This is a genomic window from Micromonospora sp. WMMD1102, assembly GCF_029626265.1.
In the GTDB taxonomy this organism is placed as follows: domain Bacteria; phylum Actinomycetota; class Actinomycetes; order Mycobacteriales; family Micromonosporaceae; genus Plantactinospora.
This window is the reverse complement of record NZ_JARUBN010000001.1, coordinates 6,047,423-6,069,593: the sequence shown is the minus strand read 5'-3', so window position 1 is coordinate 6,069,593 and position 22,171 is coordinate 6,047,423. Positions and strand designations below refer to the sequence as shown.

19 protein-coding genes are annotated in these 22,171 nt (G+C 72.7%); 8 read left to right on the top strand and 11 right to left on the bottom strand.

Features of this window, described 5'->3' with window-relative positions; translation table 11 throughout:
* Window positions 1-17: 17 nt before the first annotated feature.
* From O7626_RS27220 to O7626_RS27205, 4 genes are read right to left on the bottom strand one after another with little or no spacing between them, the layout of a single operon-like run.
* Window positions 18-1,559, bottom strand: a complete 1,542-nt coding sequence (locus O7626_RS27220) for a lipopolysaccharide biosynthesis protein (protein ID WP_278063927.1) — start codon at window positions 1,557-1,559, stop codon at window positions 18-20.
* A gap of 10 nt (window positions 1,560-1,569) precedes the next feature.
* Entirely contained in the window at window positions 1,570-2,502 is a 933-nt protein-coding gene (locus O7626_RS27215) for a glycosyltransferase family 2 protein (RefSeq protein WP_278063926.1), read from the bottom strand.
* Window positions 2,503-2,514: 12 nt separating this feature from the next.
* Window positions 2,515-3,732, bottom strand: coding sequence for a class I SAM-dependent methyltransferase (locus O7626_RS27210; protein WP_278063925.1), 1,218 nt, complete (start codon window positions 3,730-3,732; stop codon window positions 2,515-2,517).
* A complete protein-coding gene (locus O7626_RS27205; RefSeq protein WP_278063924.1) occupies window positions 3,729-4,766 on the bottom strand; it encodes an SDR family oxidoreductase in 1,038 nt (345 codons plus the stop codon). The genes O7626_RS27210 and O7626_RS27205 overlap by 4 nt, the downstream gene beginning before the upstream one ends.
* Window positions 4,767-4,948: 182 nt before the next feature.
* Here O7626_RS27205 and O7626_RS27200 point away from each other — a divergent pair, with 182 nt between their 5' ends.
* From O7626_RS27200 to O7626_RS27180, 5 genes are all read left to right on the top strand, one after another.
* Window positions 4,949-6,178 (top strand): class I SAM-dependent methyltransferase, encoded by a 1,230-nt coding sequence (locus O7626_RS27200; protein WP_278063923.1) that lies wholly within the window; start codon window positions 4,949-4,951, stop codon window positions 6,176-6,178.
* A complete protein-coding gene (locus O7626_RS27195) occupies window positions 6,178-7,050 on the top strand; it encodes a glucose-1-phosphate cytidylyltransferase (RefSeq protein WP_278063922.1) in 873 nt (290 codons plus the stop codon). Before O7626_RS27200 ends, O7626_RS27195 begins: the two co-directional genes overlap by 1 nt.
* On the top strand, window positions 7,050-7,685 hold the full coding sequence (locus O7626_RS27190) for a PIG-L family deacetylase (protein WP_278063921.1): 636 nt from the start codon (window positions 7,050-7,052) through the stop codon (window positions 7,683-7,685). Before O7626_RS27195 ends, O7626_RS27190 begins: the two co-directional genes overlap by 1 nt.
* Window positions 7,682-9,091 carry a polysaccharide pyruvyl transferase family protein gene (locus tag O7626_RS27185; RefSeq protein WP_278063920.1) on the top strand — a complete coding sequence of 470 codons (1,410 nt, stop codon included), beginning with the start codon at window positions 7,682-7,684 and terminating at the stop codon, window positions 9,089-9,091. The genes O7626_RS27190 and O7626_RS27185 overlap by 4 nt, the downstream gene beginning before the upstream one ends.
* 73 nt (window positions 9,092-9,164) lie before the next feature.
* Complete coding sequence (locus tag O7626_RS27180) at window positions 9,165-10,436, top strand: Coenzyme F420 hydrogenase/dehydrogenase, beta subunit C-terminal domain (protein WP_278063919.1); 1,272 nt, start codon at window positions 9,165-9,167, stop codon at window positions 10,434-10,436.
* 53 nt (window positions 10,437-10,489) lie between these two features.
* On the opposite strand, the gene O7626_RS27175 is transcribed toward O7626_RS27180, so the two are convergent.
* The gene (locus O7626_RS27175; protein ID WP_278063918.1) at window positions 10,490-11,836 is read right to left on the bottom strand and encodes a hypothetical protein; all 1,347 of its coding nucleotides are present in this window, start codon (window positions 11,834-11,836) and stop codon (window positions 10,490-10,492) included.
* Between the two features lie 274 nt (window positions 11,837-12,110).
* Window positions 12,111-12,332: a winged helix-turn-helix domain-containing protein gene (locus O7626_RS27170; protein ID WP_278063917.1), complete on the bottom strand. Its 222-nt coding sequence runs from the start codon at window positions 12,330-12,332 to the stop codon at window positions 12,111-12,113.
* 416 nt (window positions 12,333-12,748) lie between these two features.
* Between O7626_RS27170 and O7626_RS27165 the strand changes: the two genes are divergently transcribed.
* Together O7626_RS27165 and O7626_RS27160 are read left to right on the top strand one after the other, a co-directional pair.
* Window positions 12,749-13,891 carry a hypothetical protein gene (locus O7626_RS27165; protein ID WP_278063916.1) on the top strand — a complete coding sequence of 381 codons (1,143 nt, stop codon included), beginning with the start codon at window positions 12,749-12,751 and terminating at the stop codon, window positions 13,889-13,891.
* A complete protein-coding gene (locus O7626_RS27160) occupies window positions 13,884-14,108 on the top strand; it encodes a hypothetical protein (RefSeq protein WP_278063915.1) in 225 nt (74 codons plus the stop codon). The genes O7626_RS27165 and O7626_RS27160 overlap by 8 nt, the downstream gene beginning before the upstream one ends.
* A gap of 71 nt (window positions 14,109-14,179) precedes the next feature.
* Here O7626_RS27160 and O7626_RS27155 read toward each other — a convergent pair whose 3' ends face one another.
* From O7626_RS27155 to O7626_RS27140, 4 genes are all read right to left on the bottom strand, one after another.
* Window positions 14,180-15,415 (bottom strand): AI-2E family transporter, encoded by a 1,236-nt coding sequence (locus O7626_RS27155; RefSeq protein ID WP_278063914.1) that lies wholly within the window; start codon window positions 15,413-15,415, stop codon window positions 14,180-14,182.
* Window positions 15,416-15,560: 145 nt separating this feature from the next.
* Entirely contained in the window at window positions 15,561-17,789 is a 2,229-nt protein-coding gene (locus O7626_RS27150) for a hypothetical protein (RefSeq protein WP_278063913.1), read from the bottom strand.
* 193 nt (window positions 17,790-17,982) lie between these two features.
* On the bottom strand, window positions 17,983-19,254 hold the full coding sequence (locus O7626_RS27145; protein WP_278063912.1) for a cell division protein DivIVA: 1,272 nt from the start codon (window positions 19,252-19,254) through the stop codon (window positions 17,983-17,985).
* A 241-nt stretch (window positions 19,255-19,495) separates the two neighbouring features.
* Window positions 19,496-20,515, bottom strand: a complete 1,020-nt coding sequence (locus tag O7626_RS27140) for a TIGR03621 family F420-dependent LLM class oxidoreductase (protein ID WP_278063911.1) — start codon at window positions 20,513-20,515, stop codon at window positions 19,496-19,498.
* A gap of 238 nt (window positions 20,516-20,753) precedes the next feature.
* Between O7626_RS27140 and O7626_RS27135 the strand changes: the two genes are divergently transcribed.
* Window positions 20,754-21,635 (top strand): hypothetical protein, encoded by an 882-nt coding sequence (locus O7626_RS27135; protein WP_278063910.1) that lies wholly within the window; start codon window positions 20,754-20,756, stop codon window positions 21,633-21,635.
* Window positions 21,636-21,691: 56 nt separating this feature from the next.
* Here the strand turns inward: O7626_RS27135 and mce are convergent, their stop codons facing one another.
* On the bottom strand, window positions 21,692-22,168 hold the full coding sequence (mce, locus tag O7626_RS27130) for a methylmalonyl-CoA epimerase (protein ID WP_278063909.1): 477 nt from the start codon (window positions 22,166-22,168) through the stop codon (window positions 21,692-21,694).
* Between the last annotated feature and the right edge of the window lie 3 nt (window positions 22,169-22,171).

The following is a 22,171-nucleotide window of genomic DNA, read 5'->3' as shown; positions in this document are numbered from 1 at the left end:
CGGGAGAACGAGCGCGATCACCTGGCGCCTCGGCCGAGCCGCGGGCGGCGGGGGAGTCGGGCGAGCACCAGGCGGCGCAGCCGGGCGTCGGTGGCCCAGAGCAGCACCCCGGCGACCAGCCCGGCCGCCCCGCCCAGCACCAGCAGTTCGACCACCGGCCCGGCGTCCAGCCCGGTCCGGGCCACCGCCAGCGGCACCAGCGCGGCGGCCACCGCGGCCAGGATCGCCGGCACCGTCGGGGCGAGGAAGGCCGCGACCGACGCCCGCGCGGCCCGGTGCACGGTGACCCAGACCGCCAGTGCGGTCACCACCACCTGCATGCCGACCCCGGCCAGCGCCACCGCCGTCGCCTCGGCCACGTCGCCGTACCCGGTGAAGAGGGTGCCGACGGCGGCCAGCGTGGCCACCCCGAGCACGCCCCGGGTCCAGAGGATCGCGGCGAGCTTGCCCGGCTGGCCGATCGCCTGGAGCGCCGGGCCGAGCAGTACCCCGTACACGTTCACGGCGCCGAAGAGGCAGAGCAGCCGCAGCGGTACCTCGGTGCCGGCCCACTGCGGACCCAGCAGCGTGACCAGCGGGTGCGCCGCCGCCGCGAGTACGCCAAGCACCGGTAGCCCGGCCAGCGCGCCGAGGTGCTGGAGTTGGTTCAGGTGTGCGGCCAGCGCGGCCCGGTCCCGCTGCAACCGGGACAGCGACGGCAGCGCCACCTGTTGCAGCGACCGGACTGTCACGTCGACGAGCATGTCCGGCAGCCGGGCCGCCAGCCGGTAGATGCCGGTCGCCACCGGCCCGAAGAACAGACCGGTGAAGATGACGTCGGCCTTGGAGCTGAGCATCAGGCCGAGCCCGGCGTTCGCGGAGTGGGCGGAGAAGACCAGCAGGTCCCGGATGCCGGCCAGCCGGGGCCGCCGGCTCGGCCGCCACGGGCAGACCCACCAGAGCACCACCAGGCCGACCGCCGCGTTCACCAACTGCTGCGCCACCAGCGCCCAGATGCCCGCACCGGCCAGCGCCAGCGCCACGCCGACGGCACCGCTGAGCAGCGAGGCGAGCAGGGTACGGATGGCGACCGCCCGGAATCTCAGCTCCCGGCGCAACACCGCCTCGGGCACGATCGACAGCCCCTGCAACAGCACCAGCGGGGAGAGCGCCACGCAGATCGCGGTCAGCTCCGGCGCCCGGTTGGCCATCGCCCAGAGTGGACTGGCGGCGGCGGTGAGCCCGCCGATCACCACCCCGGCGACCACCAGCACCACGAACGCGCCGTCCAGGTGTTCCGGGGTGAGCCGGTCCCGCTGCACGATCGCGGAGACCAGTCCCTGCTGGATCAGCGTCTGCGCCACCGTGATGAAGACGGTGGCCATCGCCACCAGCCCGAACTCGCTCGGCCCGAGCAGCCGGGCCAGCAGGAAGGTGACCAGGATCGACGAGCCGATCCGGCCGGCGGTGAGCACGTACGACCAGCCGATCGCCGAGCGCAGCCGGCCGCCGCCGCCCGCCGGGGGCGACTCCGGGTCCGCCGGGGTGTGCTGCTCCGGAGCCGTCCGGGCGGGCTGCACCGCGGCCACCCTAGACGCTGCCCTTCGCCGTGCCGGTACGCCGCCGCAGCATCCGGCCGGCCCGCTCCCGGAGCTGGCTGCGCAGCCGGCCGAGCCGGACCCGGACCCGGCGGGCCCACCAGGTGGCCAGGAACGCCACCGCCGAACTGAGCCGGGTGCCGAGCGGCTCGGAGCCGGTGGCGAGGGTGCGCAACGTCTCGGCGACCATCCGCAGCCGGGGTGCCCGGACCCGCTTGCCGCTCTGCGCGAACCAGGCCAGTGCCGAGTCCGGGGTGGCGTCCTCGGCCTGCCGGGTGGAGGCGCCGTGCATCCGGCGCAGGAACAGCGGCTCGGCCACCTCGTGGATCTCGCCGAGCCGGGCCACCTCGGCGATCAACGTGTAGTCGGAGGAGAGGAACGGCCGGATCATCCCGGTCCGGCGCAGCGCCGACATCCGGAACACCCCGAAGTGCGCGTGGCAGAGGTTGATGTTCCGGGCCACCCCGGCCACCCGGCGCCACGGCCGGGGGTCGCGCAGGTCCAGCCGGTCGGCGTACGGGCCGATCACCTCGCCCGCCTCGTCGATCAGCACGGTACGCGGATAGGCGAGTACGGCCTGCGGCCCGGCCTCGTCCAGCGCCGCCACGCAGGTGCGCAGGTACGCCGGCAGGCACACGTCGTCGTACGCCACCCACTTGAACAGCTCGCCCCGGGCCAGTTCGACCACCCGGGCGTAGTTGACGTGCCCGCCGAAGTTGCGCGGGTTGCGGTAGAGCCGGATCCGGGAGTCCTTCGCGGCGTACGCCTGGCAGATCTCCCAGGTCCGGTCGGTGGAGGCGTTGTCGCTGACGACGATCTCGAAGTCGGGGTAGTCCTGGGCGAGCAGCGCGTCGAGGCAGCCTTCGAGGTAGCGCTCGGCGTTGTAGAGGGGTACCCCCAGACTCACCCGCGGCGCTGGCTCCATCGTTCCCTCCGCTCAGGCGACCAGCAGCTCGGCGCGCACGCCGAGCTGGCGCAGCGCGGCGTCGATCTCGTCCCGGTAGGCCGGGTTGGTGATGATCACGGTGCGGGTGCCGGAGCCGGCGAGGGTGGCCGGGTCCCGCACCTCGTGCCCGGTGACCGGCAGAAAGCGGCCCCACTTGCGCGGGTTGACGTCCACCACCGCGGCGAGCCGACGGTCCGGGTCGGCCAGGTGCAGGAACTGCACCCCGCGCGAGCCGGCGCCCCAGAGCACCGGCCGGTCACCTGCGGCGAGCAGCCGGTCGATGGTGCCCCGCCAGCGTTCCCGCTCGGCGGCGTGCCGGTCGGCGAAGCCGGCGATCGCGGCGAGCTGCCGGTCCCGGTCGGCCGTCCCCGGCAGCTCCGAGCCGGGCAGTTCGGTGCCGGTGGCCGGGTCGGCGGCGTTCACCGCGATCTCGACGTACCGGAACATGCCGGCGAAGAGCCGGCCGGTGGCGAGTACCCGCCAGCCGGCCCGTTCGACGATCCGGCACAGCGAGTAGCCGTCGAAGTAGGAGACGTGCGGGTAGATCACCTCCCAGCCGGCGGTGGCCAGGTCGTAGCCGGCGTCCGGCACCTCCAGGTAGCCGTACGCCGGCCGGTCGCCGGCCAGCCCGCGGAGCCGGACCAGGAAGGCGTACGGGTCGTCCAGGTGCTCGAACCAGTGCCGGGAGGTGACCAGGTCGAAGGCCGGGGTGCCGCCGTCCAGCGGCGCGTGGCCCCGGTGCAGGATCGCGCCGGACGGGTCCGGGCCGGGCGGGCCGGCGTACATCGCGTCGTAGCCGACACCCCGGCAGCCGGCGACGTGGCAGAGTTCGCGCAGGAACTCGCCCTGGCCGCAGCCGACGTCCAGCACCGTGCCGCCGCGCAGCGGGAACCGCCCGGCGAGATGCTTGACCAGTTCCGCCGAGAAGACGCCGAACGCGGGCGAGTGGTGCAGGTTGGTGTCCATGGTGGTGTCGTAGACCAGCACGGCCGGGTCGAAGGCGAGGTTGCGGACGTACCCGCACTCCGGGCAGTGGGCCAGGCACATCCGGCCCAGCGGGCTGGCCAGCGCCTCGGCCCGGCTGGCCCAGTGCACCCCGCAGTAGACCGGGATCTCGCCCAGGTCGGCGAAGGGCACCAGGTCGTGCCGCCCGCAGGCCGCACACCGGTGCACCGGCCGCCGCCCTCCGGCGTAACCGGCAGCGGTCACCGCCCGCTCCCGCACCAGCGCAGCTCGGTGTCGAGCCGGCCGGCCTCGACGAGCATCCTGATCCGGCGCAGCCGCTGGTGCCGTTCGCTGCGGAACGCCTCGATCGTCAGCCCGTACCGTTGGTACGCCTCGACCAGCTCCTCGATCCCCTTGCGCACCGTCCAGCGGGGCCGGAAGCCGGGCACCTCGGCGGCGACCAGGTCGCAGCTCACCCGGTAGTTGCGGGTGTCCGCCGAGGCGCCGCCCGCGAAGGTGACCCGGGAGCCCGGCACCACCTCGGCGACGAGTTCGGCGACGTCCCGGATCAGGTAGTTCTCGGCACTGAGCCCGATGTTGTACGCCCGGCCGTGCACCACCGCCCGGTCCGCCTCCAACAGTGCCAGGAAGGCCGCGCAGATGTCCTCGGCGTGCACCAGCGGGCGCCAGGCAGAGCCGTCGGAGAGCAGCCGCACCTCGCCGGTGAGCAGGGCGTGCGCGGTGAGGTCGTTGACCACGAGGTCGCCGCGGAGCCGGGGCGAGAAGCCGTACGCGGTGGCGTTGCGCAGGAAGGTCGGGGAGAAGTCGCGGTCGGCGAGGGCGGCGAGGTCCTGCTCGGCCCGGATCTTCGACTCGCCGTACGGGGTGACCGGGGCGAAGCCGGCGGTCTCGGTGAGCGGCCGGTCGTCGGTGCCCGCCCCGTAGAGGCTGCACGAGGAGGAGAAGAGGAACCGGGTCACGTTGGCGGCCTTCGCGGCCTCGGCCAGCCGTACCGTCGCCCGGTGGTTGATCTCGTGGGTCAGCTGGGGGTTCAGGTTGCCGATCGGGTCGTTGCAGAGCGCGGCGAGGTGGCAGACGGCGTCGAAGCCGGCGAGCTGCTCCGGGCGGACGTCCCGCAGGTCGGTCCGGAGTGCCGGTACGGCCGCCGGGGCCGGGCCGAGCAGGCAGTCGGCGTAGTAGCCGGTGTCCAGGCCGGTCACCTCGTGCCCGGCGGCCCGCAACATCGGGGTGAGCACGCTGCCGAGGTAACCATGGTGGCCGGTCACGAGAACACGCACGGCAAAGCTCCCGTCGTCGCCCGGGTTGGAGAAGGCGAGTTTATGGGTGGCCCGGAGAGCGGCCGGGCTATTGTCGGACTTTTTACTCAACCGCTCCCGGCGCGCGGCGGCGCTGGTTAGCGTGGCGCGCAGGCGGGCGGGCGCCGTGCCGGTATTTGCGATCATATCGGGGTGGGTGGGGCATGACCGATGCCAAATGTCGGCTGTGTACGGCGGTATTGACCGAAACGTTTGTCGACCTGGGCATGTCGCCGCTCTGCGAGAGCTATCTCGACGCCGACCGGCTCGATTCGGCCGAGACGTTCTATCCGCTGCACGTCCGAATATGTTCCACCTGTCTGCTGGTCCAACTTCCGGCGTACGTGTCCGGAGAGGAAATCTTCTCCGACTATGCCTATTTCTCGTCGTATTCCGACTCCTGGGTGGCGCACGGCAAGCGGTACGCCGACACGATGACCGAGGCGCTCGGGCTCGGGCCGGACTCGCTGGTGACCGAGGTGGCCAGCAACGACGGCTACCTGCTCCAGCACTTCGTCGCGGCCGGGATACCGGTGCTCGGGGTCGAGCCGGCCGGCAACGTCGCCGAGGTGGCCCGGCGCCGGGGCATCCGCACCGAGACGCGGTTCCTGGGTGCCGAGACCGGCGCCGAGCTGGCCCAGCGGCACGGCCGGGCCGACCTGGTGGCGGCGAACAACGTCTACGCGCACGTCCCGGACCTGATCGGCTTCACCGCCGGGCTGGCCGCACTGGTCAAGCCGACCGGCCTGGTCACCTGCGAGGTCCCGCACCTGCTGCGGCTGATCGAGCGCCGGCAGTACGACACCATCTACCACGAGCACTATCAATACCTGACGCTGCGGACGGCGATGCGGGCGCTGGCCACCGCCGGGCTGATCGTGGTCGACGTGGACGAGCTGTCGTCGCACGGCGGCTCGCTGCGGGTGCACGCCCGGCCGGCCGCGGCGGCGGGAGAGCCGTCCGGCAACGTCAAGTCGGTGCTGGACGCCGAGACCGAGGCCGGGCTGCACACCGTCGCCGGGCACCTCGGCTTCGCCGACGCGGTCTTCGACATCAAGCGGGAGTTGCTGGACTTCCTGCTCACCGCCCGCGCCCAGGGCCTGCGGGTGGTCGGCTACGGGGCGCCGGGCAAGGGCAACACGCTGCTCAACCACTGCGGGATCCGCACCGACCTGCTGGAGTACACGGTCGACCGCAGCCCGCACAAGCAGGGAAAGTTCCTGCCCGGCACGCACATCCCGATCCATCCGCCGGAGCGGATCGCCGAGGACCGCCCCGACTACGTACTCGTGCTGCCCTGGAACCTGCGCACCGAGATCTCCGCACAGCTCGCCTACGTACGGCACTGGGGCGGGCGGCTGGTCTTCCCGATCCCCGCCCTGGAGGTGGTCTGATGAAGGTGGTCCTCTTCTGCGGCGGCCTGGGGATGCGGATGCGCGAGGACGCCGCCTCCGCCCCGAAGCCGATGGCGATGATCGGGGACCGCCCGCTGCTCTGGCACGTGATGCGCTACTACGCCCACTTCGGGCACACCGACTTCATCCTCTGCCTCGGCTACGGCGCCGTCGCGGTCAAGGACTACTTCCTCCGGTACGACGAGACGCTCTCCAACGACTTCAGCCTGGCGATGCACGGCCGGGACGTACGCCTGCACTCCGCCGACATCACCGACTGGAACATCACCTTCATCGACACCGGGCTCGGGGCGAGCATCGGCGAGCGGCTGATGCGGATCCGCGAGCACGTCCAGGACGAGCCGATGTTCCTGGCCAACTACGCCGACACCCTCACCGACGCGCCGCTGCCGGAGATGGTCGACCGGTTCCGGCACAGCGGGGCGGTGGCCAGCCTGCTCGCCGTACCGGTGCAGTCGACGCACCACGTCATCGACATCGCCCCGGGCGACCAGGTGACCCGGGTACGCCCGATCCGCGAGCTGATGCAGTGGGAGAACGGTGGCTACTTCATCCTGCGTCCCGGCATCTTCGACGTGCTCCGCGACGGCGAGGACCTGGTGCCGCACGCCTTCGACCGGCTGTTGCCGGAGCGGCGGCTGATCGCCCAGCGCTACACCGGGTTCTGGCGGGCCGCCGACACCTTCAAGGACCGGGCCGAGCTGGAGCAGCTCTACCACTCGGCCCGCTGCCCGTGGATGCTCTGGGACGCCAACCGCAACCGGGGCCGCCGGCCGGCCACCCTGGAGCCGGTGCTCGCCGCCGCCGGCAGCGGAGCCGGGTCAGCCCGGAAGCTGGGGCTGACCGGTTGATGATGCCGCTACGCCTGAGCGCAGCCCGGTCGGTGGTGCTGCTCGGGGCACATCCGGACGACATCGAGATCGGCGCCGGCGGACTGCTGCTCGCCCTCGGCGACGTACCCGGGCTCCGGGTGCACTACGTGCTGCTCACCGGCACCCCCGCCCGGCAGGCCGAGGCCCGCGCGGCGGCCGCGGCCTTCCTGCCCGGCGCCCGGCTCAGTTTCGCGCTGCACGACCTGCCGGACGGTCGGGTACCGGCCCGCTGGGGCGAGGCGAAGGAGATCGTGAACGCCGCCGCCGCGACCCTGGATGCCGACCTGGTGCTGGCGCCCGGCCCGGAGGACGCGCACCAGGACCATCACACTCTCGGTGCGCTGGTGCCCACGTCGTTCCGGGACGCCACGGTGTTGTACTACGAGATCCCCAAGTGGGACGGCGACCTGGGCCGGCGCAACGTCTACCTGCCGCTGACCGGGCAGCGGGTACGCCGCAAGGTCGAGCTGCTGCACGCGAGCTATCCGTCCCAGAAGGACCGGGACTGGTGGGACGACGAGGTGTTCCTCGGGCTGGCCCGGCTGCGCGGGATGGAGTGCCGGTCCCGGTACGCCGAGGCGTACCGGTGCGAGAAAGCGGTGATCGAGCAGTGACCGAGGCAAGCGAGCGGACGGCCGGCGAGCAGACGGCCGGCGGGCAGACAGTCAGCGGGCAGACAGTCAGCGAAGAGACCGCCAGCAGGAGGACCGCCAGCGGAAAGGCGTTCAGACCGGTGTCGGCATGCCTGTTCGGGGTACCCGGCGCGCACCTGAACCTCGGGGTCGGTGCGCTGCGCGCGGCGACCCTGGGCGGGCTGCTGGCCCGCGAGCCGGACGCGGCCGTCACCGTCTTCGACGACGGCTGGGGACAGCGCGCCGGACACGCCTTCGTGGCCGGCCGGCCGGTGCCGATCTCGCTGGCCGGTGCCCGGCACTCCCGCCGCTACCACCGGCCGGAGTCCTATCTGAACATGCGGGTCAGCGCGGCACTCGGCGGGCTCGGCAACGCCGGGCTGGCCCGGATCGACGCCGCCGACGTGGTGCTGGACGTCAGCGGCGGGGACAGCTTCAGCGACATCTACGGCGAGCACCGGTTCCGCACCGTGACCTGGCCGAAGCGGTTGGCGCTGCTCCGCCGCCGCCCGCTGGTGCTGCTGCCGCAGACGTACGGGCCGTTCCGGTCGCCCCGGCTGCGGGCCGAGGCGGCGGCGCTGGTCCGGGGTGCCCGCACGGCCTGGGCCCGGGACCCGGAGAGTTACGCCGCCCTGGCCGACCTGCTCGGCCCCGACCTCGACCCGGGGCGGCACCGGGAGGGCGTGGACGTGGCGTTCGCGCTGGAGCCGAGGGTTCCGGACGAGCCGGCGTACCAGCGACTGGCCGGGTGGTTCGCGGCGGAGCCGGGTCCGGTGGCCGGGATCAACGTCAGCGGCCTGATCGCCCGGCCGGAGGGGCGCCGCCGGTTCGGTCTGGCCGGGGACACCGCCCGGGTGGCCAACCTGCTCTGCGAACGCCTGCTGGAACAGCCCGACACCCGGGTGATCATCGTGCCGCACGTGCTCACCCCGAACGGCGCCGACGACGACCGGGTGGCCAGCGAGCGGCTCTACGCCATCCTCGCGCCCCGGTACCGCGACCGGGTGGCGCTGGCCCCGTCCGGCCTGGACCCGCACCAGAGCAAGTGGGTGATCGCCCGGACCAGCTGGTTCTGCGGGATGCGGATGCACTCGACCATCGCGGCGCTCTCCTCCGGGGTACCGGCGGCGGTGGTCGCGTACAGCGACAAGGCCCGGGGCGTCTTCGCCAGCGTCCGGCAGCGCCGGCACGTCGCCGACGCCCGCCGGCTGCCCGACGAGGCCCTGCTGGACGCGCTCTGGACCTCCTGGACCGGCCGGGACACCGCCGCCGCCGAGCTGGCGGTGCATACCCCGGAGGCGGTCGGCCGGGCCGCCGCCCAGATGGACGAACTCGTGGCACTGGCCCGCGCCGAACGGGACCGCCGGACGCCGGCCGGAGTGCGCTGATGGCGCGGCTCGGGCGGGGTGCGTTGATGGCACGGGTCGGCCGGGCCGGTCGAGTGCCGGCCGGGGTGCGCTGATGGCACGGCCCCGCAGCGTGCACGACGTCGCGGCCGGCAAGCTCTGCACCGGGTGCGGAGTCTGCGCGTACCTGGCGCCGGACGAGGTGCGGATGGTCGACGTACTCGACCACGGCCGGCGCCCGCTGCCGATCACCCCGATCGGCTCCGGCGGGCGGGGCGCGGCGGCGGCATTGGACTGCTGTCCGGGGGTGCGGCTGGGGCACGGCAGCAGCCGGCCGGCGCCGGGCGAGATCGCCGAGCTGCGCCCGGCCTGGGGACCGGTCCGGGCCCTGTGGGAGGGGTACGCCGCCGACCCGGCGATCCGGTACGCCGGCTCCAGCGGCGGAGTGGCGACCGCACTGGCCGGACACTGCCTGACCGGCGAGGGAATGACCGGGGTACTGCACATCGGCGCCCGGCCCGACGTGCCGTACCTGAACGAGACCCGGCTGTCCCGCACCCCGGCCGAGTTGCTGGCCAACGCCGGCTCCCGGTACGCCCCGGCGAGTCCCTGCGACCGGCTGGACCTCGTCGAGGCGGCCGGAGGGCCGTGCGTCTTCGTCGGCAAGCCCTGCGACGTGGCGGCGGTCCGGATGGCCCGGCAGGTCAGGCCGGAGCTGGACCGCAAGCTCGGGCTGACCATCGCGATCTTCTGCGCCGGTACGCCTACCACCCGGGGCACCCTGGAGATGCTGGAGCGGCTCGGGGTGACCGACCCGGCCCGGCTGGCCTCGGTGCACTACCGGGGCGCCGGCTGGCCCGGTTCGGCCCGGGCCCGGCTGGTCGACGACCCACCGGAGCGGCGACGTGAGCTCAGCTACGCCGAGTCGTGGGGCGACATCCTGCAGAAGCACCGGCAGTGGCGCTGCTCGCTCTGTGCCGACCACACCGGGGAGTTCGCCGACGTGGCGGTCGGCGACCCGTGGTACAGGCCGACCGGCGACGACCCCGGGCAGTCGCTGGTGCTGGCCCGGACCGAGCGTGGCGTACGGCTGGTCGAGGCCGCCGTCGCGGCCGGCGTACTGGTGCTGACCCCGGTGGCCGCCGGCATCCTGCCCGCCTCACAGCCGAACCTGCTCCGGGCCCGGGGCGCGGTGTGGGGGCGGATCACCACGCTGCGGGCCGTCGGCCTGATGGCGCCCCGGCTGCGCAACCTGCCGATGGCCGGCATCTGGTGGCGGCAGCTCTCCACCACGGAGAAGCTGCGCTCCACCCTCGGCACCCTGCGCCGGATCGGCCGCAAGCGGCTGCGCGAACCGGCCGTCCTCCAGCCCTACCAACCCCAGTAAGGAAGGGCCCCTTCTTATCGTTTTTGGTAGATGCGGGGGCCCTTCCTCACACCTCAGACCACGGGGCGGCCGTTGTCGAAGTAGACGTTCGTGGGCCGGTCCCAGGTGACCCCGGCCCGGTTCCAGCCGGAGACCACGCCGTACCGGTAGTCGCGGCCGTACTTGTTGTTCTTGAACAGGATGCTCGAGCCGACCAGCCGGGGGCTAATCCCGATCGAGTAGTTGCCGCCGTTGCAGTAGTTGTCCTCGAAGGTCAGGTTGGTAAGCGACGGCGCGGTCTCCGAACCGATGGTGAGGCACGAGTTGAATGGGTCCCGGGTCACCGGGTTGTACGACAGCAGCGTGTTGTGCCGGATGAGGATGTTGTTCCCGCCGGTGCTCTGCAACACGTCGTTGTGCGAGCCGGCGACCCGGGTCAGGCTGTGGATGTACGAGTCGAAGACCCGGGTGTTGCTGGCCAGCCGCGGGCCGTCGATCATGTTGTAGACGTTGCCCCGGCGCAGCGTGTAGTCGCTACAGCAGATCGAGGCGGAGTTCTTCGCCATGCCGTTGATCTCGACGTCCTGGATCAGCAGGTTGCTCGTCCCGGGCAGCGTCCGGATCGAGTATGTCGTGCTGTTGCAGGTGATCCGGGAGCGCAGGATCTGCACGTTCGCGGCGGCCACGGTGACGCAGCCGACGATGTTCAGCCCGCTCACCACCTGCCCGGCGGTACGCAGGCTGAGCGATCCTGAGTTGCGCAGCGCCGTACCGGCCGGCACGCCGGTGTTCGTCGGGCCCGGCCAGTACGTGATCGGGGTGGGCGGCGCGGCGGCCGGCGCGTACGGCGGTCGTTCCGCCATCGCCCGGGAGTCCGGATCAGGGGCCGGCGGTGGCACCGACCCGGTCGAGCCCGGCACCCCGCCCCGGTACGGCTTCCCGTCCTGCGCCGACTCGACGATTGTGGCTGGGTTGTCGTCGGTCTGCCGGAACGCCTGGCGGCAGCCGTCGACCCGGACCCGCAACGCCGAGTATCCGCCCGGCACCACACCGTCGGTACCGGCCGAGGTGCAGCGGATCTCGGTGTCCTCGATCAGGGTGCCGAGCACCCCCGGCCGGATCACGATGGCGGCGGCGCCACCGGTGCGTACCTTCACCCGCCGGATGGTGACGTTGTCGGCCGCCACCTCGATCGGACGGTTGACCGTCTGTCCCCAGAGGACGGAGGCGGGTTGGTCGAGCACCATCGGCTCGGCCCGGACCGGCCGACCCGCGACGGTGAGCACGAGATAGCCGCTGGCGGCGAGGAGCACCGCCGTGACGCCGAAGACCCCGACCAGGACGGCGCGGCGTCGGGCGGGCTGTGCTGGGCGGACGAGTTTCGCTGGCTCGATCGGAGGTCCGGCGTTGGTGTCGGTCACGGCTACCCCCCACGGGCACGTCGCACACGGGCGGGGGCTATCGCTCGTGCGCGACGAGGCGCCCACCGCCGGTCCGGCCGCCGCGTCGGCTCCCCCCGAACCGGCGCGCGGGGCGATCGTGCACTCTCCCAGCTCAGGATGGGTGCGGTCCGATCGCCGCGATCTACTGGCCGTGAAATGAATACTACAAGCCGTGTCGAACGGGTTACTATTCTCGATTCAGACGGATTACGGACAGAAGCTACTGGTCGGCGGGCTGAGAGACAGGTGTTGGTCACTCTTCGGCTACGTACACCCCGCGACCGGGCTGTCCGAGTACGAGTTCGCGGTCATGTAGGAGTGACACGGCGCGATAAGCGGTCGCCACACTGACGCCGAACTGCTCGGCCAGCTCGGTAGTGCTAGGCAGCTTCGTGCCCGGCGCCAGCTCGCCGCTCTTGATCTTGGCGGTCAGTGCGTCCGCGATTCTTCGGTATTCGGCAGGTGCAGAGGGCATGGCATCCCCTTGGTTCGGCCCTGCCATTCGATCACGACCAGATTGAGTCAGCAAGTGACGTAGGAAGGAAGGCCGCATCGGGATTTACCTACGTCACCCTGTGATGGGGGTTGGTCACGGCTAGCCCCTTGGTTCGGCAAAACCTGGCGGCCAGCCCCGTCAGGACGGCAATCGCTCTGCCGTCCTGACGGAAATTCCACGCCGGAATCGGTGAGTATCCATGCGCCGCAGATACGCGACGGTGGTAGTGGGTCAGCGTGCGGCACCTGCTCCAACGAGTGGCAGGAAGGGACAACCTCGTGAGGTGGGCCGGATGACGTCGATCGGGAACCTGTCCGAGGACGAGGCGGAGGAGCGAGCTGGCCCGCTCGGTCGAGCACAGCGTCGAGGAACTGCGGCAGGCGTACGCCCGGCTGGTGCTGAACCTCAGCCGGGCGCGGGCGGCGACGGCCGGATCGACGCATCCACTGCCGGCGCGGGCGCTGCGGCACTGGACCGCCGCGCTGGAGTTGGCCGACCGGGCCCAGCGGTGGCTGTCCGGCGGGGTGGCCGAGCTGCGCCGGCTGCCCGGGGCCGCCCCGATCGGCTGCCTCGAAGACGTGGTCACCGCTCTCGGCGCGGCCACCGACGGGGTACGCGTCAGCATCGTTGGCCTGATCGAGCTGCGGCAACGGATCGACACCTGCACCGCCGAACCAACACACGCAGCGCTGCCGGTCACTGCGTTGGCGGACCTCCGGCAGGGCGCCGGGGTGATCGACGAGCTGACCGCGCGGATGCAGCAGGGCAGCGCCGCGCTGTCGACGTACGCGATAGCGGTTTCCGGGGTGGACCCGACGCCCGGCCGGACCGCGCGGACCGTCGCTCTCGCGCAGGCGACCTGGTATCCACCCGACAGCGTGGGTTTCGGCGCGCGGCTGGCGGGTCGGCTGGTGGGCGCGGCCGGTCGCCGGCCGCACGACCCGCCCGCGCCGGAGCACCTGCGGGTGCCGTCATGGCGTCGGGTGGCCTGGCACGCGGGGCGCGGCTTCCGGGCCTCCGGCGGGGTGCGGTTACTCCGCCCGTGTACCGACGCCGCATTCTTCGACGACTGCCTGCGGAGCATGCTCCTGCTCACCCAGGGCAACCCGATCTGGTACGCCGACCGCCTCGACCTGTATCGCCGGGCGCAGGTCCTCGACGGCTACGCCGACGCGCTGGCCGCCGCCGTGGTCGTCGCCGTCGACCGGCGGCTGATCCCCGGCCGGGACCGCCGAACGGTACGGCGGCTCGCCGCCCGGATGCACGCCCGCTACGACGGCGGCAGCGGGGAAGTGCCGCCCGAGGTCGTCATCGAGCTGATCCGAGCCGCGCTGGGCGAGGCACCCCCGCCGGTGGTCGACCCGGTCCGGCTGACCCTCCTCCAGACCCTGCTGCTGGTGGACCTACTCGGCGACGAACGCCTCACCCGCAGCGACCGGGCGGCATTCCGGGCCGAGGTGGTCGAGCTCGCCCTGACCGCCGGCCCGGCCCGGCTGACGGCCGAGCCCATCGACCGGGACCGCGACTGCGATGGCTGAGCACCCCGGACCGGACGACCGACCGCCGCCGAACCAGGACGTGTACGCACTGCTGCGCGCCTTCGCCGCCGAACGCGACGAGCTGTACCGTGCCGTCGGCGCGGCCCGGGGCGAGGCGGACAGGCTCCGGGCGACGCTGCGGCGCTGGCAGGCACGGCACGGCCACTGCTTCCGACGCGGCCCCGCCAACCAGGGCCGCTGGGACGGCGTGCCCTGACGACGAGCCGGCCACGCTCTGCCCGGGCACCCATGGCTTCAAGCCGGATCGGAAGCGGGCGGCGGCCAGGATCAGCGGTGTTGTTGGCGGGGGAGGACCACCTCGCGGAGCAGGAGTTGGATCGCGGCCACCGCCGGGATGGCGACCAGGGCGCCGATCACGCCGAACAGGGCCACCCCGAGCAGCGCGGCGACGATCGCCGCCACGTCGTTCACCTGCACCGACCGGCGCATCACGCGGGGATAGACGAGATAGTTCTCCACCTGCTGGTAGACCAGGAAGAAGACCACGCAGGCGATCCCGGTCGGCACGTCGGCGGCGAACCCGACCAGGCTGACCACCACCGCGCCGATGGTGGCGCCGATCTGCGGGATCAGGTCGCAGATCGCCACCACCACGGCGAGCGCGAACGGGTACGCCAGCCCGACGACGACCGCGAAGACGAACGTGCTCACCCCGGCCAGCAGGGCGATCGCGAGGGCACCCACCATGTACGCGCCGACCTTGGCGAGGATCTCGTCGCCGATCAGGCGTACCCGGTCCCGCCGGGTGGCCGGGACCAGGCCGTAGCCGAGATCGCGGAGCCGGTCGAAGGTGGCCATGAAGTAGATGGTCAGCACGATCACGGTGACGATGTTGAAGACGGCGCCGAAGACGAACCCGGCCGCCCCGAAGACACCGCCGAGCGCCCGGGTGATGTTCTCGGTGGTGGCCGCCGACTCGATCTTGCCTGCCAGGTCGTACTGCTCAATCAGCTCGTTCACGGTGGCGCTGCGGCGCAGTTGACCGACATAGTCGGGCACCTGCCCGATCAGCTCACCGGTCTGGCTGACGATCGGCGGGACCAGCGCGTAGACCGCGCCTGTGAGGACGGCGAGCAGGGTCAGAGTCACCGCCGCCACGGCCAGGCCCCGGGGCAGCCCCCAGTCGCGCAGCCGGACCACCGCCGGGTGCAGCCCGATCGCCAGGAAGAGCGCGATGAAGACCAGCACCAGCACCGAGCCGGCGTTGCGGACCGCGAGGAATATCGTGTACGCCAGCAGCACGCCCAGCCCGCCGGTGAGTCCGACCAGGAACGGGCTGAGCCGCAGCGGCTGACCGGGCCGACCGAACCGCCCACCCTCGGCCGTCCCCGCCGCCTCCGCACCGTCCGGCCCGCTGTCCTGCGGTGCCGTGCCCGCCGACTCGTCGTAGCCCGGTTCGACCTGCCGGGGCACGCCCGGCGTCGGGTCGGCTCTCGTCGGCCGGGCCGCCGTGGGGGCGGCGTCGTGCTGCTCGTCGTGCGCCGATGGCTGCTCGTTGCCCACCCCGGACCTCCCGCCGACCGATCGTCTCGGCAGAGGCTAACGGGCCCTGGCAACGTGCGCGACAACACCGGTCGGGCCGCGTCGGCGACTACTCCGGGTCGGTGGAAATCGCTCCGAGTCGGTGGCTACTCCGAGTCGACGGTGGCTACTCCGAGTCGACGGTTACCTTGTTCGACTTGGTGCCCTGGTCCTCGACCTTCGGTTTGGCGTTGCGCTTGCCGGAGTCGCCGGTGCTGGTGATCCGGGTCGGCATCGGCTCCCGGCCACCGGTGCCGGGCACCGCCGCCACCGTCGGCTCGCCGTCGATGCCCGCGCCGTCGGCGCCGGCGGTCACCGGCTCGGTCACCCGGGTCGTCCCGGCCTTGCCGTCGCCGGCCGATCCGGCGTGCAGGTCGGCGGCGACCTGCTCGGCGGCGGCCTCGACGATCTGCTGCATGTCCGCCTCGGCCTGTGCCAACTGCTGCTCGGCCTGCTGCGCCGACTGCTCCGTGCCGGTCAGCCGGTCCTGCTCGCCGGCGAGCTGGGCCTGGGCGGTGGCGAGTTGCCGCTGGATCCGGTCGGACTCCTGGCGGGACGCGACAGTCTCCTGGCGGATGTCGGCGAGTGCCTGCTGGGCCTCGGCGATCTCCTGCATCACCTCGGCCAACTGCTGCCGGCCGGCGACCGCCTCCTGCTGGGTACTCGCCAGGTGCTGCTGGGTGGTGGCCAGGTGCTGCTGTGCGGTGGCCATGTACTCCTCGAACTGCCGGCGGGACGTCGTCGCCTGCTCGTCCGCCTGCCGCTGCAACTCGGCGAGCCGCTCCTCGGCCTCCTGGCGGATCCGCACGGCGTGCTCGTCGGCCTCCCGGCGCACCTGCTCGGCGTACTCGTCGGCCTCCTGGCGGACCCGGTCGGCGCCGCCCTCGATCTCCGCCCGGCGGGTCTGGTAGGACTCCTCCAGCTCCGCGCGCCGCTGCTCGACCTGCTCGTCGAGTTCCGCCTGCCGTTGCGCGAACTGCTGCTCCAGCTCGGAGGTGCGCTGGTTGAACTCCCGGTCGGCGCCGGCCCGGTAGGCGGCGAGTTCCTCCTCCAGCGCGGCCCGGCCGGCGGCGAGTTCCTGCTCGGCCGCGCTGCGCTGGGCGGCGATCTCCGACTCGGCGGTGGTACGGCGCCGGTTCAGCTCCTGCTCGACGCCGGAGCGCCAGGCACCCAGCTCCTGCTGCGTCTCCGCCCGCACCTTCTGGGCGTACTCCTCGACGTCGGCCCGGGACGTGCGGACGTACTCGGCGGTCTCCTCGTTGATCCGGGTCGCCTCCTGCTTGGCCTTGTCGTGCGCCGCCTGCCCGGCCTCGCGGAGCTGGGTCGCCTCGTGCTTGGCCTTCGCGTGCAGCCCCTGGCCGGCCTCGCGCAGCTTGGTGGCCTCCTGCTTGGCCAGCTCGATCACGCGGTCGGCCTCCTGGCTGGCCGCGTCGGTGAGCCGCTGCGCCTCCTGCTGGGCCTTGACGTGTGCCGCCTGCCCGGCCTCGCGCAGCCGGGTCGCCTCCTGCTGGGCGGCGTCGCGCAGCCGGTTGGCCTCGTGCTGGGCCGCGTGCCGCAGCCGGGCCGACTCCTGGCGGGCCCGTTCGACAACCTGCTGGCTCTCCCGCTCGGTCCGCTCGGTCAGCTCCCGGGCCTGCTGGTTGGTCAGCTCGGTGAGCCGGGTCGCCTCCTCCTCGGCGGTGTCCCGCAGCTGCTTCGCCTCCTGCACGGCCTTGGCGTGCGCCGCCTGACTCGCCTCGCGGAGCCGGTTCGCCTCCTCGGCGGCCCGGTTGCGCAACTCGGAACCTTCCTGCTTGGCCTTCTCGAAGGCGGCCTGCCCGGCCTCGCGGAGCCGGGTGGCCTCCTCGGCGGCGGCGGCGACGGCGGCGTCCGCCTCGGCCCGGCGGGCCGTGTTGACCTTGTCCTCCTCGGCGCGGCGGGCGGCGAGGGCGAGTTCGAAGTCGCGCAGTGCGTCGGCGGCCTGCTGACGGGCGTCCTCGAGGACCTGCTCCGCCTCGGCCCGCCGGGCCTCGATCTCCTGGATGGTGTCCCGGTGGATGATCTCGGCCTGTTCCTCGGCGAGGGTCAGGATCTGTTCGACCACCGGACCGAGGTGCCGGAACGACGCCCGGTCGACAACGCCGACCTGCCGGCGTACCGCCGCCAGGTCGCGTTGCAGCACCTCGACCTGTCCGGCCAGATTGTGGATCTGGGTGTACGCGTGCTCGCGCTGGGCCGCCAGGGTGGCGATCTCGTTCTCGGCGCGAGCGACGTACCGCTCCACCTGGCCTTTGTCGTAGCCCCGGAAGGCCGGCTCGAAGCTCGGCTCCGTAGCCACGTCCCCGTTCAGGGCGAACAGTTCCTCGCCGTGCGACATGCTCCCATCCTCACACGCGGTGGACGGTTCTGCGGCGATACCCGACGGGGCTTATGGGACGAAGCTCACCGCTGGTGACAATGGCCAACCTACCGGATGCGGACGTCGGGCAGCACACGGGGCCGTACCGGAAAATCCGGTACGGCCCCGGCCGTACTGCTGCCCCGCAGTCCGACCCGCGACCGTGGTCGGGTCAGTTCGTCGCGTCCGCGGGAACCCGCTCCTCCGCCTCGGTCTTCTCCTCGGCGGCTGCGGCCTTCGGCGCCTCGGGCTTGGCTGCCGCCCCGCCCACGCCCGGCACGATCCCGGCCAGCCCGGAGAGCATCTGGCCGAGCTGGGAGGTGACGGCGTCCTTCTGCCGGGTGAGGTCCTCGACCTCGCGGCGGGCCGCCTGGGTGGTCAGGTCCGCCTCGGTACGCGCCTCGCTGAGCAGGCGGTGCGCCTCGGCGCGGGCCTCGTTCAGGGTCTTGTCGGCGAGTGCCTTCGCCTTGTCGATGGTCTCGTTGGCGTGCCGCTCCGATTCCACCCGGCGGGCCTCGGCGCGCTGCTCGATCTCCTTGGCGCGGTCCTGCGCGGCCCGGGCCCGCTGCTCGGCCTCGGCGACCAGCTTCTGGGTCTGGGCCACCTGGGCGGCGTGCCGCTCCGACTCCTCGCGCTCGGCCTTCTCCCGGCGCTCGGCGAGCTGGAGCTCCAGCGCCTGGAGATCCTTGTCGCGCTTGTCCCGGGCGTCGGTGAGCAGCTTGGTCGCCTCGGCGCGCTTCTCCTCGGCCTCCCGGGCCGCCTTGGCGCGCTGCTGGGTGATCTCCCGCTCGGCGGTGGCCCGCAGCGTGGCGACCTCCCGCTCGACGGTGGACTTCAGCTCGGCGACCTCGTGCGCGGTGACCGTACGCAGCTGCTTGGTCTCCCGCTCCGCGTCGGCGCGCAGGGTGTCCGCCTCCCGGCGGGCCTGCACCCGGACCTCGGCGGCCTCCCGCTCGGCGGCGGTGCGGACACTGCCCGCCTCCCGCTCGGCGGAGGCCTTCATCGCGGCGGCCTCGGCGCGCGCCTTGTCGGTGATCTCCCGCGCCTCCAGCCGGGCGGCCGAGAGGATGCCCTCCGACTCGCGCTTGGCCTCACCGCGGTGGTCGTTGGCCTGCTCCTCGGCGAGGCGCAGGATCTGCTCCACCCGGGTGCCCAGGCCGGAGAGGGTCGGGCGGTTGTTCTCCTCGAGCTGCTTGTTGGTGTCGGTGAGCTTCTGCTCGACCGACGTGAGCCGCTGCTCGGCCTGGCGGAGCCGGCGCTGGGCGTCGTTCATCCGCTGCTCGGCCTCGGCGCGGGCCTGCTCGGACTGGTTCAGAGCGGCGTTCAACCGGCCCAGGTGGCTGTTGACCTGCTCACGGTCGTAGCCGCGCAGGGCGACCGTGAAGTCTGGCTGTGAGTTCGCGTTGTCGAAGAACGCGAGAGGGGAGGACTGCTGCTGGGGCATTGGGACATACTTGCAGACTTACCGGGGTGCTTCGCAAGAGCCGTGTCGTACTATCGCGCCCAGTTCACAAGGTCAACTCGCCCCGCCGGTCGGTGGTGCTGTTCGTCTGTTCCACTGTGCTCTGCCGGCCCTTCCGGCGGTGCCGTCGACTCCGCTCCGGGAAACCCTTGCCACATCGGGCATCGGGCATCGGTCGACGGGCATCTGGCATCTGGCGCCCGTGCCGGCATCCGGCGCGTGGTCAGCGTCCGGACAGCCGGGCCACGATCGGGGCGGCGGCGTCCAGGTTGCCGCCGAGGTGCAGATAACTGACGCCGTACTCGTCGCGCAGGGCGAGGAGCTTGTCGACGCACTCGGCCACGCTGCCGTGCAGCACCGACGGCGAGCCGACCAGCGCGGCCGGGTCGACCCGCTGGGCGTGGCTGGACGAGGCACGGTGTTCGACACCCCGGTGCAGTACCCGTACGTCGAACATCCGGGCCTGGAACTCCAGTCCGGCCGGATCCCGCCCGGCGGCGGCCGCGGCGTCCCGAGCCCAGGCGACCTTGCGGGCGAAGCGTGCCGGGCTCAGCTCGGCCAGCGCGGCCCGCGGGTCGACGTCCGGGGCGAGCCGGGGGTTGATCCCGACGATGTCGGCCCGCCGGCCGGCGAGTTCGAGGATCCGCCGGCTGCCGCCGCCGACCAGCAGCGGCGGATGTGGGCGCTGCACCGGCTCCGGCAGCCCGGCCAGTCCGCTGACCCGGTAGTGCCGGCCGGCGAAGTCGACCGGGCCGCCGGCGAAGAGCCGGAGCAGGATCTCGACCGACTCGACCAGCCGCGCGACGCGTACCGTCGGGGGGTCGAAGGGTAGGCCGGCGGCGTCGTGGTCGTCGCGCAGCCAGCCGGCGCCGAGGCCGATCTCCAGCCGGCCGGCGGAGAAGACGTCGAGGTTGGCCAGCGCCTTGTGCAGGAGTACCGGATGCCGGAAGTCGTTGCAGAAGACCAGGCCGAGCAGCCGGAGCCGGGTGGTGGCCTCGGCGGCCACCGTCATCGCCACCAGCGGGTCCATCGACCAGCCGCCGGTGAGGTGGTCGGAGACCGAGACCGAGTCGAAGCCGAGGTCCTCGATCCGGCGGATCTGGTCGCGCCACCGCGCCACCGGATGGTTAAGCGCGGGCATCGCGGCGGTGAACCGGAACGGGCGTACCCGGACAGCACCGTCGGCGGGTGCGGCGTGCTGCGCCGGGGTGGCGGCGGGCGCGGCGGGCTGCGCGGGCGGCATCGGCCGACTCTATGTGCCGGCCGGCACCCCGGTCGCCGTTCCGGCCGGGTACCCGAGGCGAAGTCGGATTGTCGACACGGTCTCCGGCCCGACCGGACGGCGCATTCCGGCACCGCCGGCCGGCGCCTACCGTGACCGCTGCGCGGACCCAGCGTGACCCGCTGACCGACGACGAAGACCGAGGACAAAGACCGCTGACCGAAGACCGACCTACCGGGAGCTACCGCAGGAGGCCGCAGTGACGGTGCTGCACTTCGACTCGCCGATGTCCGACGACGAGCGGCGGGCCCGGCTCTTCGCCGGGGACCTGTTCGTCTACTCGCCGACGCCGCACTCGATGGCGCTCGTCGCGTTCGCCCGGCAGATGACCGAGACCGCGTTCGCGCCGTACTTCCCGCCGGAGGCCCAGCACCACCTGGCCGCCCCGGACTACGTGGGGGTGCTGGCCGAGCTGAAGCCCAGCTTCATCAACCATCCGCGCAGCGCGGAACTCGTCCGCGGGGTGCTCTCCGACCTGGGCGCCGACCCGGCGCGGACCTACTTCGACGTGCCCCGGCTGCGCTCGATGACCAGCGAGTACCTCAACGCGGGGCTGACGCTCCAGTTCGAGTCGCACCGGGACACCTGGTTCTCCGCGCCGATGTGCCAGCTCAACTTCTGGATCCCGGTGTACGAGGTGACCGGGGCGAACGTGATGGCCTTCCACCCGGAGTACTTCGGCACCGGGGTGCGGAACAGTTCGCGGCACTACAACTACGCGCAGTGGGTGGCGCACGGGCGTAGCGTCGCCGCCGCCCAGGTGCACGCCGAGACCCGCGAGCAGCCCCGGCTGGAGCAGGAGCTGTCCGGGGAACCTGATCTGCGGGTGCTCACCCCGCCCGGCGGGGTGCTGGTCTTCTCCGGCGCCCAGCTGCACGCCACCGTGCCGAACACCTCCGGCCGGACCCGGTTCTCCGTCGACTTCCGGGCGGTCAACCTCTCCGACGTGCGTACCCGGGCCGGCGCCCGCAACGTCGACTCGGAGTGCACCGGCACCACCCTCGGCGACTTCCGCCGGGCCACCGACCTGGCCCCGCTCCCGGCCGACCTGGTGGAGTCGTACGACACCGTGCCGGCCTGACCGGGTGTTAGGAAGGGCCCCCGCTACAACAGAAAGCGATAACGGGGGGCCCTTCCTTACACCCCGTCGGCGGCGGGTTCGACGAGTTCCACGAGTACGCCGCCGGTGTCCCGGGGATGCACGAAGTTGACCCGGGAGCCGGCGGTGCCCCGTTTCGGCGTCTCGTAGAGCACCCGTACGCCCCGGTCGCGCAGCGCCGCGCAGGCGGCGTCGACGTCGGTCACCCGGTACGCCACCTGCTGCACCCCGGGCCCACTGCGGTCGAGGAACTTCGCGATCGTGGAGTCCGGGGTCAGCGGGGCGAGCAACTGCACGAAGCCGCCGTCGGGCGTCGGGCCGACCTGGAGCATCGCCTCCCGGACCCCCTGCTCGGGGTTGGTCTCGGTGTGCACGCAGCGCATCCCGAAGACCCGCTGGTAGAACTCGATTCCGTTGTCGAGGTCGGCGACCGCCACCCCGACGTGATCGATGCCCAGCAGGCCGATGCCTGTGAGATAGTCGGCAGCGGGGCCGCCCGGGTTGTCGTCGTCCACCAG

What these genes read in the sequence shown, in the direction of transcription:
- O7626_RS27145 (WP_278063912.1), bottom strand. Translation starts at nt 19,254, where the DNA reads ATGCCCCAGCAGCAGTCCTCCCCTCTCGCGTTCTTCGACAACGCGAAC.
- O7626_RS27180 (WP_278063919.1), top strand. Translation starts at nt 9,165, where the DNA reads ATGGCACGGCCCCGCAGCGTGCACGACGTCGCGGCCGGCAAGCTCTGC.
- O7626_RS27160 (WP_278063915.1), top strand. Translation starts at nt 13,884, where the DNA reads ATGGCTGAGCACCCCGGACCGGACGACCGACCGCCGCCGAACCAGGAC.
- O7626_RS27195 (WP_278063922.1), top strand. Translation starts at nt 6,178, where the DNA reads ATGAAGGTGGTCCTCTTCTGCGGCGGCCTGGGGATGCGGATGCGCGAG.
- O7626_RS27140 (WP_278063911.1), bottom strand. Translation starts at nt 20,515, where the DNA reads ATGCCGCCCGCGCAGCCCGCCGCGCCCGCCGCCACCCCGGCGCAGCAC.
- O7626_RS27170 (WP_278063917.1), bottom strand. Translation starts at nt 12,332, where the DNA reads ATGCCCTCTGCACCTGCCGAATACCGAAGAATCGCGGACGCACTGACC.
- O7626_RS27200 (WP_278063923.1), top strand. Translation starts at nt 4,949, where the DNA reads ATGACCGATGCCAAATGTCGGCTGTGTACGGCGGTATTGACCGAAACG.
- O7626_RS27190 (WP_278063921.1), top strand. Translation starts at nt 7,050, where the DNA reads ATGATGCCGCTACGCCTGAGCGCAGCCCGGTCGGTGGTGCTGCTCGGG.
- O7626_RS27215 (WP_278063926.1), bottom strand. Translation starts at nt 2,502, where the DNA reads ATGGAGCCAGCGCCGCGGGTGAGTCTGGGGGTACCCCTCTACAACGCC.
- O7626_RS27150 (WP_278063913.1), bottom strand. Translation starts at nt 17,789, where the DNA reads ATGTCGCACGGCGAGGAACTGTTCGCCCTGAACGGGGACGTGGCTACG.